The organism is Thermococcus sp. 2319x1, assembly GCF_001484685.1.
GTDB lineage: Archaea > Methanobacteriota_B > Thermococci > Thermococcales > Thermococcaceae > Thermococcus_A.
Genome location: NZ_CP012200.1, coordinates 1,285,045 through 1,298,427, shown reverse-complemented (window position 1 = coordinate 1,298,427; position 13,383 = coordinate 1,285,045). Strand labels below are relative to the sequence as shown.

The window sequence follows — 13,383 nt, the reverse complement described above, 5'->3', positions numbered from 1 at the left end:
TTGTCAAACCTAAAGGTTTGGGTTTACATTGGATATTTTATCCAAAAAGTGCAAGGCTTTTAAATTTTTAAGCAGATGAGATACGGGAGCTAAGATGATGGACCTCCACACCCACACAAGGTTTTCTGATGGAATTGGAAACATCAGGGACAATATTGCCGAGGCTGAGAGAAAGGGACTAAAGATTGTTGGAATCAGCGATCACGCGCATTTCTTCACTCCCCACCTGCTCAACTCATACCTTGCCCTTATGGACCAAACCAAAAAAGAAAGTGAGATAACCGTTATGGCTGGAATAGAGGCCAATATTCTTCCGGAAGGCGTTGATATAAACAGCGACTTTAGAAAAAAGCTCGACTACGTAATAGCCTCCGTTCACCTCTACTTCGACCCGGGGAGGTACGATGAATATCTCGAACTCATAAAGCTGGCCCTTCAAGATGAGAACATCGACATAATAGGACACTTCGGAAACGTTTTCCCATATGTGGGCTATCCTTCGATTGAAGAATATAAGGAGATAGTCGAGCTGGCGGAGGAGTATGGGAAGGCTTTTGAGATAAGCTCCCGATACAGGGTGCCGGAGTTAGACTTCATAAAGCTGTGCATCCAGAAGGGAGTAAAACTAGCCTTTGCAAGCGATGCCCACCGGCCGGGAGATGTAGGTAACATAAGCTGGAGCTTAAAGGCATTCAAAAAAGCCGGAGGCAAAAAAGAGGATTTACTATTTTCAGAGCTCTTGTGATTAGTTATGCTCGTCACGGAAACCTTGCCCCAGTTCCCACCACATGTGAAGTGATTCCCCAGATTCACGGCCGGAATCGCCCTAAAACCTGAGGGCCAAGCCTTTCAAACTGACACTCCCCCCGGCCTCAGAAAGAGTGTTTTTTTGGTTCTGATTACGGGGTAAATTTTATGAGCAGAATTCCCTGCCGGAAGTCCATAACAGCCACCAATCAAAAAAGTTAAGTAATCCTAACGACCCGATGGGAACTAGAGTAAACCTTAAATATTTTTCCCTCCGCAATAGTATCTATACGGTGCAGGAAACATGAAAGTTAGGTCTCTTCTTATAGTACTCATAATTGTAATAAGTCTCAGTTCTGCCTGTATTCAAAGCACCGAACAAGCAACCACTCAACAGACTATAACCTCCCACTCTCCATTAATTGAGTCTACTTCCACCCAACCAGAAGACAATGATGGGTTAACCTTTGAAGAGGAACAAAAATATGGGACAGACCCCTTTAATCCAGACACAGATGGGGACGGAATAAGCGATGGAGAGGAGGTCAATAAATATAAAACAAATCCTCTCAAATTCGATTCAGATGGGGATGGACTATCAGATTGGGAAGAATTTTTTAGTTATAACACAAATCCTCTGGAACCCGATACCGACAAGGATGGTATAATTGACGGGGAGGAAGCCAACCTTTACAAGACAAACCCGCTATCAAAAGACACAGACAAAGACAACCTCACAGACTTTGAGGAGTTATTAACCTACAACACAAACCCCACAAGAAAAGATACTGATAACGATGGCCTTTATGATGGAGAAGAACTACAATTAGGAACTAATCCGATTAATGAAGACACTGACAGGGACAGACTTTGGGATGGAGAAGAGCTCATAAAGTATTTCACAGATCCCTTAAATTCCGATTCTGATAATGATGGACTATTAGACGGAGAAGAAGTGATAGATTTTCTCACGAACCCCTTAGAGAAAGATACAGACAAAGATTATTTACCGGATGGATATGAAATAGAAATCGGAACTGATCCCACTTATGATTGGAGAACTTACTATGACTCAGAAGCATTCAAAGCAGGGCTGAGTAAACTCCTTAGAAGCAAGATAAGCTCCCTTTCAGAACAATTCACGGAATACAACAGCACACTAGAAAAAGTTTGGGCGATTCTTGAATGGATTGACAACACCGTACAATACAACTATACAAAGGCCAACTATGTCGATGTGTTGGTGATCAATTGGAGCACTTTATCAGATTACCAACGAGAACTTTATGCCAACCTGACAAAATTACAAGCAGCTAATGATACTATATACTACCAAAGCGGAATTTGCGGTGACTATGCAATCCTTACGGCGAGCTTACTCCTGGAGTCAAATATAACTCCTATCTATATGCTTGACATTACCTTTAAAGATAAGAAACCGGGTCATGCGGCAGTAGCTGTAAAGATTGGTAGCGAATACTTCGTTATAGACCAGCAAATTCCTCCAATTCATATAGGGAGTTACTATTGGAAATGGGTAGATGATGATATGGAGATTTCAAACATAACCTTTTACGCAATTAGGCTTAATAAAAATGGAGAACCAATAATCTACTCAAACTGGACATGGACGGGGAATCAAATAAAAGAGAAAACATACCATATGAGCAAAAAAGACATCGAAATAATCACTGAAATTGTAAAACAAAAATTTTTGGAAATGTATCCAAGATACGCGGAAGACGACAGATTGAAGAAACTTGCTGAAAAAGATCTAATGGCCATAAAAGCAACTAATCAGAGTTCAAATACCCCCTTACCCTATGGATTTACAAAAGGATGGACGTTATGGTGGTATAGCGAATATCTAGGATTGTATTATCATCCAAAAATAGCAGAAATCCTTTTGGAAAATTATTGGCCAATTCCAGCATTCCTTGAGGATGAGTGGAAGGATGTTATTAAGCTATGTGACAAGTTTTATCTTGTTTTAGATCTCGATGAAAACAATAAACTAGTTATTCGTGACTCTAGCGGAGATACATTTGAAATCCCAAGAATAATCATGGTACTACAAATCGCTAATTAACCTCCAGCTTTATTTTTGTTTTATGTTGAGAGCTTAAACCCCAGGTCTTTAAGCTCAAGGATTATTTTCATCGGGAAGCCGACAACGTTGTAGTAATCCCCTTTTATCCATTCCACCAGAACTCCTCCCTTCCCTTGGATTCCATAAGCGCCAGCCTTGTCCAGAGGCTCACCCGTGGAAACGTACCATTCTATCTCCTCTTCGCTGAGTTCCCTAAACTTAACCTCCGTGACCACGTAACCTGTAATCTCCCTCCCTTCATGGATAATGCAGTAACCAGTTATGACCTTGTGTATTCTTCCGCTTAAGGCCCTAAGCATTTCCCTTGCTTCTTCCTTATTTTTTGGCTTGCCAAGGATTTTGCCGTCCAAGAAGACTATGGTATCTGCCCCAACTACGGTTCCTCCGTAGAGGGAATAAACATCACGGGCTTTTTTCTTTGCCACCTCTACAGCATGCTCCGCTGGATCTAAAGCTTTGGATTCCTCACTGACGTTGCTCGGGATGATATCAAAAGTATCAAAGAACTTTGCAAGTATCTCCCTTCTCCTTGGACTTTGGGACGCTAAGATCAGCCTCATCAAAAGGCACTTAAAGGATGAAAATATAAAAATTTCGGGCGATGAGGACAATTTCGCTAGCTGAGTAATGATGAGTACCCTCGCAACTGAGCCAAAAAGAGATTAAAGAGAAGCCCAGAGCTCAATTCCTGCATCCAGCACCCTCGTGAGCTCCTTACCTATCGGGGTGTTTTTGTTAACCTTAACAAGCCCCTTTCTTGAAGGCGTTGCGGTGAATATGTACTGCTCGCCTGCAAAGAACTTAAGGGGTTTCTTAGCAAAATCGGGTGAAACTTTAAGGATTATTTGCTTTTTCTTTTCTTCTGCCTCAACGGGTATCTTTTCCTTGGGCATTTCTGCAAGTTTTTCATCAAAGCTCCTCACATCTATACTTATGCCAAGCTTTTTCTCTATTTCGCTTATTCTCTTGCCCTTCTTCCCTATTATTGTCGGGATATCAAATTCATCCGCGTATATTATAGCCTTGTGCGGACTTGCAAGCTCAACTTCGGTGTAAACGTCGGGGAGGAACTTCTTGATCTCCTGTTTGAGCTTTTTCTCCGCGAGTTTCATTGCCGGTGGCTTCTCTTTTTTCTTTACTGGAACAACGCTTATCTCCTCTCCATAGGTATAAATCTCGTATTCAAGTTCATCCGTCATGAAGTCCCTGACCTCTATAACAGGTCTCGCTAAATCCTCCTCTGTCATTCCACTCGGCACCTTAACCTTATACTCCAGAGTCAGCACTTTATCAACATTCCCAGCTTTTATGAATATCACTGTATCAACTATTTGCGGAATCATTCCGAGCTCCACCCTTCCAATAAATCTCTGGATAGCGTCTATGGGCTTTGTAGCGTGGACAACGCCTATCATGCCAACTCCAGCGAGCCTTAAATCAGCATAGATCTTGAAGTCACTCGTCTTCCTCATCTCGTCGAATATGGTGTAGTCCGGCCTGACCAGTAAGAGCACATCCCCGGTTTTTTCCATTCTTCCCCCAAGTGCCGTATACTGGGTTATCTCTTCACTAACCTGAAGGTCTCTGGGTTTTTCCATTGTCTTAACTATCTTACCCATGGAGGCATAGTACTCAGCTAAAGCCTGTGCAAAAGTTGTCTTCCCTTCTCCGGGCGCACCGGCTATAAGTATTCCCTCGGCTTTGTCGGTTAAACGCTCTAAGAGTTTTTCCGGGAGGTTGTAGTCCTCTATGCTCAATTTGGTTATCGGTCTTACAGCGGTAATCTCTATTCTATCGGCAAACGGGGGCTTTGCTATGACTATACGATAGTTCCTCAGCTGAACAACAGTGGCCCCGGGTTCATCAAGCTCTATAAACGACTCCGGATCTCTCTTAGCCCTCTCGACTATGTCATCCGCTATCTCCTCAAGCTCCTCATCCGTAAGCTCCTCATCCCTTATGGGAACAAGCCTCCATTGACCGGGTTTTCCTTTCTTTGCCAGTGGCTTTACGCCGGCTTTAAGGTGAACGCTCATTGTATGCTCATCAAAAAAGTCCTCAAGTCTGTGCTTAACCTCTTTTCTGCTTTCGAGATAGATTACCTCGATGCCTTTGGCTATGGCGATGTCCCTCTGCACCTGATCACCGGTTATAAGGATTGCGTTAAGCTCTCTGGCAACTTCCCTTATCATGTGGTCAATTTCCCCAGCTTTTGCCCTTCTAATTTGCCATAGATCTGGCCTTTCACCGTAGAATTCTAAAAGGATCTTATCTTCATCGGCAAGTTTTCTAAGTTTTTTTAACTCCTCCAACCCAGTGTGCCCTATAGCCTTGCCCTCATTCGCCTGATGCTCAATCTCAGCAACAACCGCTTCGGGAATAATCACCTTAACCTTTTCGTCAATCCTGTTGAGGTACTGAGTGAGCCTCCCATCAACTATAACGCTCGTATCCGCAACAAACACCTTCATTTTTCTCACCTTCCCATTGCTGGTCTCTCCACTTATAACCTTTTGGTAAAAGTTCATAAAGGTTTAGGAGAATTATAGTGGGGAATGACCATGGGGAGAATAATCTCAATAGCCTCCGGAAAAGGTGGTACCGGAAAAACTACTGTTACAGCAAATCTCGCAATTGCTCTGGGAAAGTTGGGGAGAAAAGTGTGTGCAGTTGATGCGGACTTGACTATGGCAAACCTAAGCCTGCATTTTGGACTGGACGATGCTGGAAGAACTATCCACGATGTTTTAATTGAAGAGGAGGACATAAGAAAAGCTGTCCATACCACCCGGTATGAGCTCGTGTACGTGGTTCCGGCTGCAGTAGATTGGGAGCACGTTGCTAAAGCAGACCCCAGAAATCTACCAAAGGTGATCCCCAAGCTAAAGGAGGACTTTGATTACATCCTTATAGACTGTCCGGCTGGATTGCAAATAGATGCCATGAGTGCCATGCTGAGCGGGGAGGAGATTATTCTGGTGACCAACCCAGAAATAGCAAGCCTCAGCGACACAATGAAAGTGGGGATAGTCTTGAAGAAGGCTGGACGAGAGGTTTTGGGGTTTATACTCAACAGGTACGGTGGACATAAAAACGACATACCCCCGGAAGCTGCTGAAGAAGTTATGGAGTTTCCGCTCTTGGCAGTTATCCCGGAAGACCCAAAAGTTAGGGAAGCGACGCTGGAAGGAATGCCCGTGGTGGTGTATGATCCGAATTCAAAAGCCACAAAAGCATTTTTCGAGCTTGCGGAGAGGCTTATAGGGATGGAAAGAGACCAGCGGTGACTGGAGTGATAGTGGTATTCGTTGGGACCGCTGGAAGCGGAAAAACAACTCTAACAGGAGAATTTGGGAGGTTTTTGGAAGAGAACGAGAAGAAAGTGGCGTATGTAAATCTGGATACAGGGGTTAAGAACCTCCCCTATATCCCGGCGGTAGACGTTAGAGAGCATGTAACAGTAGAAGAGCTTATGAAAAAGGGTTACGGACCCAATGGGGCTATTGTGGAAAGTTATGACTTTTTGATGGACTACCTCAACGAATACGTTGAAAAAATACTAAGGCTGGAAAAAGAGAACGATTACGTCCTTATCGACACCCCGGGCCAGATGGAAACGTTTCTCTTCCATGAGTTTGGGGTTAAGCTAATGGAAAATCTCCCAAGTCCGCTTGTTGTATACTTATTTGACCCCACGATACTAAGAAACCTCCACGATTACTGCTTTGTTAAGTTTTTTGCCCTTTTGATAGACCTTCGGCTTGGTGCAACAACTGTGCCTGCTCTGAATAAAATAGACCTTATCAGAGATTTGGGGAAGACAAAAAGGTACCTGGAGAATGTTGAATATCTCTCAGCTCGTTTAAAGCTTGACAGTTCAACGCAGGGGCTTTTGGCGTACAGGCTATGTAAATTTCTGCCCGAAGTTTCGCCGCCAGTTAGGGTGCTCTATCTATCCGCAAAAACGAGAAGTGGATTTGATGAACTTGAAACGTTAGCCTATGAACACTACTGCACCTGTGGGGATCTAACATAAGTTCAGTGGAAAAACTGAGAACAGAACTTTCATTCAAGAAATTTTTCCTAAAATGAATCCTTCTTTAGGAAGAAACCGGGAAGGTTTTTATTGACGGGTAAACAAGAGGTTCTGGTGAGAGTAGTGTGCCTCATCGCGGGAGGGATAGGGAGGCATCTAAAACCCAAGCTCATAACAATGATGCGCTCTGGAAAACATAGGGGGGGAGATTCTTTTGGTGTGTGGACCAATGAAGGGGTTTTGAAGAGCGAAGATTTTTCTAAAATTGGTGAAATTCCAGACGGCAGTATAGGACTCCTCCAGTGCCGTCTAGCCATGACAGGTTCAAAGAGCTTTACCCAGCCGTTTTTTAACAACTTTGTCCTAGCTCATAACGGAGAGATATACAATCACCGGCAAATAAGGGAGTTTTTAGAGAGAAGAGGGGTTGAATTCGAGAGTGATGTCGATACGGAAGTGATTCTGCGCTTCTTGGAGTTTCAAATTGAAAAGGGCAGTTCCATAGCTGAGAGCGTGAAACGCTTAATGAGAGTCTTAAACGGAGATTATGCAATAGCATTTTCCGATAAAGAGAACATTTACCTTTTTAGAGACCCAATTGGGATTAGGCCTCTCTATTATTCTCAGAACGGCTTCTTTGCCTCAGAAAAGAAAGTCCTCTGGAGCATAGGAGAAAGAGCAATCCCCGTAAATCCAGGAGAGCTCGTTAAAATATCAAGGAAGGGCATTGAACGAGTTCAGCTCTTTACACTCTCAGAGCTAAAAGGGGCACCTTTTTCCTACGAGAGGGCAAAGCTAAGCATAAGGAAAAGCCTGGAATATGCAGTAAGAATCAGGAGCGCAAAAAAGGTAGGGGTGTTGTTCTCAGGAGGGCTGGATAGTTCTTTAATAGCCCTTCTTGCCTCAAAATACTCAGATGTTATCCTTTACACGGCGGGAGCAGAGGGGAGTCAAGACCTGGAATGGGCAAGAAAAGTTAGTGAAAAACTCGGCTTAAAGCTTAGGGAGTACGTGTTTAGCATGGATGACGTAAAAAACTCTCTTGAAAAAGTTATGTTCGCCATAGAAGAGCCCAACCCCATGAACCTTGCGATAGGAATTCCGATCTACTTCGCAACAAGGCTGGCCAGAGAGGACAACACCAAAGTTCTTTTAACCGGTCAGGGAGCCGATGAGCTTTTTGGAGGGTACGCAAAATACCTTAGGGATCCTTCGCTAATGGAGAAAGATATTTTGGAGATGGGGGAAAGGAACCTTGCCAGAGACGACAAAATTGCCATGCTGAACGGTGTTGAAGGAAGGTTTCCGTTCTTGGATCTCAACGTTGTTAAAGGGGGACTGAGAACACCTTTAGAGTACAAAATCCAAAATGGGGTAAGAAAGGCTATCCTGAGGGAAGTGGCCCTTGAAGTAGGCCTACCCAGAGACGTCGCATACAGAGAAAAGAAAGCCTGCCAATACGGAAGCAATGCACAAAAGATTCTCGAAAGAATAGCAAAGAAAGAAGGAATGACATTAACTCAATTTGCTGAAAAAGTCTTCTATGAGGTTTTTGAACATACATAAACGGTTTTAAACTTTTTTTAACCCTCACAAAGTCAAAAAGGGTTTTCATGGCATTTGAATAAACAAACAGAGACAAAACAAAACGATTTCATGAAAAAAGCTTAAATAGAGGTTTTTCACTATAATAAAGTGAGGTGATAAGCCATGATGGTGAAAAAAGTGTTTGCATTGTTGTTTGGTGCCTTGCTTTTAGCGAGCATGATGCCACTATCACAGGCACAGAGCCTTTCAATAGTAATCCTTGTAAGTGACAACGAGGCGGATTCAACGCTTGCAGAGGAGCTTGCCAAAATGCTAAATGCAAGCGTGGTGGTAACGACTTGGGGAGTGTATGATCCCAATATCACGGCAGAGATTATGGAGAATGCCCCAGACAAAGTTATAATAATAGGCGGGCCCGATGCCGTGCCAAAAGACTACGAAACGGACCTAGACGAGCTAGGAGTTTCATGTGTTAGGTGGTATGGTGAAAACAGGTACGAAACCAATTTAGAAGTACTCAAAAAGGCCATCCAAGAATATCCAGGACTTTTTGAAAACGTTAAGATTGTCATCGCCCACGGGAGAGACCTGGGGGCAATAAAACAAGCTAAAGGCATAGAAGGGAAGAAGTTTATCCTATACGTGGATGACAATCTAACAAACACAACTGAAGTAATTGGCGTCCTGCTCACAACTAGAAACGTGATAATACTCAAAAGCCAACTAATGAATAACAGAACGGCTGAACAAATAAGAGAGCGCATTAGAGAGAGGGTTAGAGATGGAAACATAACCGAAGAGAACGTAACTGTGACAGCCGAGATGGCATGGGAAGCAATCCAATTAGCTATCAACAGAACTGAAACGGCAAAAGAAATGCTCGATAATCTTCCAGTTCCGGCCGCTAAAAGACTAATTGAAATTGCCGAAAAGAAAATACAAATCGCAAACGAGAGCTACAATGAAGGAAACTACGGAAAAGCTTACGGACAGGCAATAGCTGCAAAGGCTCACGCAGAGGCCGTGATTAAGCTGGCCAGCAAGGAGTGGCAGAAGGTCATTCATGCGAGGGTTGACATCCAGCTCGAAAAGGAAGTATACAGACTCGAAGTTAAAATAAAAGTTCTCGAAAAGGCTGGAATTGACGTAACTCAAATAAAAAAGAAGATAGATGCAGCAAAAGTCGCAATACAGGCTGGAGATTACGACACCGCTAGGGAGCTCATCGAAGATGCCAAAAACATGTTAAGGGAAGCCTTTATGCAAGGAAAAGGCAAAATAAAGGAGAACCTCCCAGTAAATCCACCGAGTGGAAAAGGTAGGGGCAGACCATAGAAAGGCTTTTTACCTCTCTTCTACATTTTTTATCCATGAGAATCTTGATGGTAGGGCATTACCCTCCCCATAAGGGAGGGGTCGCAAATCACACCGATAGCCTAGTTAGGGAGCTTAGAAAGCGGCATGAAGTTTATGTTTTAACTTACGGCCCGATAATCCCGCGAGACTTCGAAAGAGACGCCGTTTATCAGGTTAAAGTGCCCCCAATCTTTGGTTTGAGGGGGATTTTGTTTGCCCTTTTGGCTTTTCTAAAGATAATCAAGCTCCACAAAAAGCTGAATTTTGAACTCATCCACGCTCATTACCTCGGAACAACCAGCTATGCAGGAGTTCTCGCAAAGAGGAAGCTAAAAATCCCCTTAATCATAACGGCCCATGGAAGTGACCTTGACTTCATGTCAAACCTTCCGCTGGGCAGGTATTTCGTTAGAGAGAGCATATCAAAAAGCAACGCAATAATAGCCGTAAGCCACTACCTGAAGGGAAAAGCCCTCTCCCTCGGAGCAAAAAGGGTAAAGGTTATCCCAAACGGCATAAGAAAATTGAACTCAAAGAAAGCAGCAAGAAAATACATCACGTTCATCGGAGCCTTAGCCCCTTACAAAGATCCAGAAACTTTTATACGCCTTGCGGAGCATTTCCCTACTGAGAAATTCCTTGTAGTTGGAGAGGGTCCGCTGATGGATGAACTGAAAAGCAGGGCGCCCTCAAATGTTGAGTTTTTGGGATACAGAGGGGATGTTGAAAACATATTGGCGGAGAGCAAAATGTTGGTAGTTCCCTCCTTGAGAGAGGGCTTTGGACTTGTGATAGTTGAGGCGAATTCCCTTGGCGTGCCTGTGGTTGGAAGGGCCGTTGGGGGGATAAAGGAGCTCATAAGGGATGGAAAAAATGGGTATCTCTTTAAAGACTTTGACGAGCTTGTTGAAAGGGTGGAGCTTTTGCTCGACAACAAAAAAGCTTTAAAAATGGGCAGAATCGGAAGAAGAATCGGTGAAAGGTACACGTGGGAAAAAGTCGCTGAGAGAATTGAAGAGGTTTACACGGAAGTTTTGGGTGAGGGACATGACGATAGTGATAAACATGCGGGAAGGCGTTGACCGGGGAAAAATCAAGATAGCTGCCAGGTTTATTAGAGAGGGGAAGCTTGTTGCGTTTCCTACAGAGACGGTTTATGGACTGGGTGCAGACGCTCTAAATGAAAACGCCGTCAAAAGGATATTCGAGGCAAAAGGGAGGCCCCCCGATAATCCTTTAATAATCCATATAGCTGAATTCGATCAGGTTCATGACCTTGCAAAAGAAGTCCCTGAGAAAGCTAAAATGCTCGCAGAGAAGTTCTGGCCGGGGCCGTTGACAATAGTGCTCCCCAAAGGGGATAAAGTCCCCTATGCAACCACAGGTGGATTGGAAACTGTAGCGATAAGAATGCCCGCTCATGAGATTGCCCTTGCGTTGATAAAGGCAAGCGAAAGACCGGTTGCTGCTCCTTCAGCCAATATAAGCGGAAGGCCAAGTCCAACTCTAGCGGAACACGTTGCCGATGACTTTTATGGAAGGATAGAGTGCATAATAGATGGGGGCGAGACAAAGATAGGGGTGGAGTCAACGGTAATAGATCTAACCACAGAGCCCCCGATGCTTCTAAGACCCGGCGGTTTGCCTCTTGAGGAAATAGAAAGGGTAATCGGAAAAATAAAGATTCATCCAGCCGTAAAAGGGAAACCGGTAAAGCTGGCAAAAGCTCCCGGAATGAAGTACAAACACTACGCCCCAGAGGCCCAGGTTATAGTCATCGAAGGAGAGCGTAAAAAGGTTAAAGAGAAGATCAAGGAGCTTGTCAAAGAGTACAAAGCTCAGGGTATGAAGGTTGGTGTAATGGCCACAGGGGATTTCTATGAGGCAGACGCATATTTCAACATAGGGGAAAGCGAGGAAGAGATAGCAAGGAATTTATTTAAAGCCCTCAGAGAACTCGACAAGTCTGGAGTGGATATAATATTGGCTGAAGGGATTGAAGAGAGAGGGTTGGGGCTTGCTGTGATGAATAGACTCAAGAAAGCGGCTGGATATAGAGTGATACGGGTTTAATTTTTCGAAAATTTTTCGAGTTTTAATGTAGTCTATTGTTCATCGGAGAAAGAGTTAAATACACTAGAGTGGAATAGGTGATTGCTAAAAACCAGATGAGGTGACCCTTTTGATAACCGGTATAATAAGGTCCAGCCCGGACGAGCTTGAACTATCTGGGAAAAGCTTGGTGACTAAGGGAGAGCTGAAAACCGGTATAAAACTTCTTATAAAGTCCGCGAGAGAGTATGAAAAACAAAAAAGAATTTTAGATGCTGCACGGATTTACAGGTACATTGGAGACCTCATTCTTAGTGCCAATCCACAGGCTTTGAAAGATGCCAGACCTTTTCTCCTTAAGAGTGCGTATCATTATTTGGATATTCTGGAAAGAGAGGTCGAAGCTGAGGACCCCAATTTAGAACTTCTTAACGAATTCTGTTCAAACATCCTTAGGATATTTGAAATTCTCGGTGAGAAAGACAAATTTGAAAAATATGCAAAGGAATTTGCCGTAATGTACAAATCCATGGGCGACACTTACATAAAAGAGAAAAAAAGTCAAAAGGCAATTGAGTCTTATGAAGCAGCATACAGATATTACAGGATAATTAACGACTCAGCTGGTATTGAGGACATGGCAAGTATTTTGCTTGACCTCTATGGAAAAGGGGTAGAAGTATTTGTGGCCAAGAAAGAATATCAAAAAGCGGGAGATACATTTTTCAAGCTCGCCTTTATCGTCAAGGACGTTTTTGGTTATGATGAACACTTCATGGAACTTATGGAGAACGCAGGAAGAAACTACGAGAGAGCAGGAAGGGAATGGTACGCCAATGGAAATCTCTACCATACTTCAAAATCTTTTCTTAACGCTGAGTATTCATATTTATTGGCAGGGAACTCTCAAAGAACAAAGCTGATAGGTCTGAACACCACAAAAATGCTCTATCAGCTCGCGGGAGAATACAGAAAAAAGGGTTTCATGGGGGAACTTGGAGATACCCTACTAATGCTTGCTCAATCCTTCTTCGCTCTTGATAAGATTCTGGAAGGCTTAAAAGCTTACAAAGACCTTCTCCTGGAAGTGGAAACAACGCTAGAACATAGATACAGAATAAGAAAAGCCCTTCTTCTTTATCTGGCCGCTAAGGAAAGAAGCAGAAACTACCTAGAACTTGTTGAGCATATGGACTTCTATGCAAAGAGAGAAGCTTATGCACAGGCAATAGAACTGGCAGAGCTCATCTTCGAGACGAAATATCCAGAAATTAAAAAAGGACTACAGAAAGCAGAAGGCTTCAGCCCAGAATAGCTTTTCTTCTATAGCCCCTCCTCCTTGCGTCCCTTAAGAAAAATATCTCTTCAACAAGCTCTTTCTCCTTAAGAATCTTCAGGGCATAGCGAACAGTCCTTTCAGAGAGGTTTGTTTTTCTTGCAAGCTCCTTAGAGGATATTGGTTTGTCCTCTAAAGCGTTAAATACCTGAAGCGCTGATTTTGGCAAAGCAAAGTAAATCCCCTCTCATCACAATC

General features: G+C 43.5%; 12 protein-coding genes. 9 read left to right on the top strand and 3 right to left on the bottom strand.

The annotated features are described in order from the left end of the window. Positions 1-97: 97 nt before the first annotated feature. Together ADU37_RS07330 and ADU37_RS07325 are read left to right on the top strand one after the other, a co-directional pair. Positions 98-745 (top strand): PHP domain-containing protein, encoded by a 648-nt coding sequence (locus ADU37_RS07330; RefSeq protein WP_203226280.1) that lies wholly within the window; start codon positions 98-100, stop codon positions 743-745. Between the two features lie 306 nt (positions 746-1,051). Further along, entirely contained in the window at positions 1,052-2,836 is a 1,785-nt protein-coding gene (locus tag ADU37_RS07325; RefSeq protein WP_058946987.1) for a transglutaminase-like domain-containing protein, read from the top strand. A 20-nt stretch (positions 2,837-2,856) separates the two neighbouring features. Here ADU37_RS07325 and ADU37_RS07320 read toward each other — a convergent pair whose 3' ends face one another. Together ADU37_RS07320 and ADU37_RS07315 are read right to left on the bottom strand one after the other, a co-directional pair. Then, positions 2,857-3,417 (bottom strand): Maf-like protein, encoded by a 561-nt coding sequence (locus ADU37_RS07320; RefSeq protein WP_058946986.1) that lies wholly within the window; start codon positions 3,415-3,417, stop codon positions 2,857-2,859. A 102-nt stretch (positions 3,418-3,519) separates the two neighbouring features. Next, on the bottom strand, positions 3,520-5,328 hold the full coding sequence (locus ADU37_RS07315) for a PINc/VapC family ATPase (RefSeq protein WP_058946985.1): 1,809 nt from the start codon (positions 5,326-5,328) through the stop codon (positions 3,520-3,522). Positions 5,329-5,418: 90 nt separating this feature from the next. Here ADU37_RS07315 and minD point away from each other — a divergent pair, with 90 nt between their 5' ends. The 7 genes from minD (at position 5,419) to ADU37_RS07280 (ending at position 13,164) form a co-directional block, all read left to right on the top strand. After that, positions 5,419-6,144, top strand: a complete 726-nt coding sequence (minD, locus tag ADU37_RS07310) for a cell division ATPase MinD (RefSeq protein ID WP_058946984.1) — start codon at positions 5,419-5,421, stop codon at positions 6,142-6,144. Between the two features lie 5 nt (positions 6,145-6,149). Next, positions 6,150-6,893, top strand: a complete 744-nt coding sequence (locus ADU37_RS07305; RefSeq protein ID WP_058946983.1) for an ATP/GTP-binding protein — start codon at positions 6,150-6,152, stop codon at positions 6,891-6,893. A 123-nt stretch (positions 6,894-7,016) separates the two neighbouring features. Next, positions 7,017-8,459 carry an asparagine synthase (glutamine-hydrolyzing) gene (asnB, locus tag ADU37_RS07300; protein WP_058946982.1) on the top strand — a complete coding sequence of 481 codons (1,443 nt, stop codon included), beginning with the start codon at positions 7,017-7,019 and terminating at the stop codon, positions 8,457-8,459. Positions 8,460-8,603: 144 nt separating this feature from the next. After that, positions 8,604-9,776 carry a cell wall-binding repeat-containing protein gene (locus ADU37_RS07295; RefSeq protein WP_058946981.1) on the top strand — a complete coding sequence of 391 codons (1,173 nt, stop codon included), beginning with the start codon at positions 8,604-8,606 and terminating at the stop codon, positions 9,774-9,776. A gap of 35 nt (positions 9,777-9,811) precedes the next feature. Then, on the top strand, positions 9,812-10,879 hold the full coding sequence (locus ADU37_RS07290; protein WP_058946980.1) for a glycosyltransferase family 4 protein: 1,068 nt from the start codon (positions 9,812-9,814) through the stop codon (positions 10,877-10,879). Beyond that, complete coding sequence (locus ADU37_RS07285) at positions 10,845-11,870, top strand: L-threonylcarbamoyladenylate synthase (RefSeq protein ID WP_058946979.1); 1,026 nt, start codon at positions 10,845-10,847, stop codon at positions 11,868-11,870. Before ADU37_RS07290 ends, ADU37_RS07285 begins: the two co-directional genes overlap by 35 nt. A gap of 109 nt (positions 11,871-11,979) precedes the next feature. After that, positions 11,980-13,164 carry a hypothetical protein gene (locus ADU37_RS07280; RefSeq protein WP_058946978.1) on the top strand — a complete coding sequence of 395 codons (1,185 nt, stop codon included), beginning with the start codon at positions 11,980-11,982 and terminating at the stop codon, positions 13,162-13,164. Here ADU37_RS07280 and ADU37_RS07275 read toward each other — a convergent pair. Beyond that, positions 13,151-13,354 (bottom strand): winged helix-turn-helix domain-containing protein, encoded by a 204-nt coding sequence (locus tag ADU37_RS07275; protein ID WP_058946977.1) that lies wholly within the window; start codon positions 13,352-13,354, stop codon positions 13,151-13,153. The two genes, ADU37_RS07280 and ADU37_RS07275, sit on opposite strands and share 14 nt — an antisense overlap. Between the last annotated feature and the right edge of the window lie 29 nt (positions 13,355-13,383).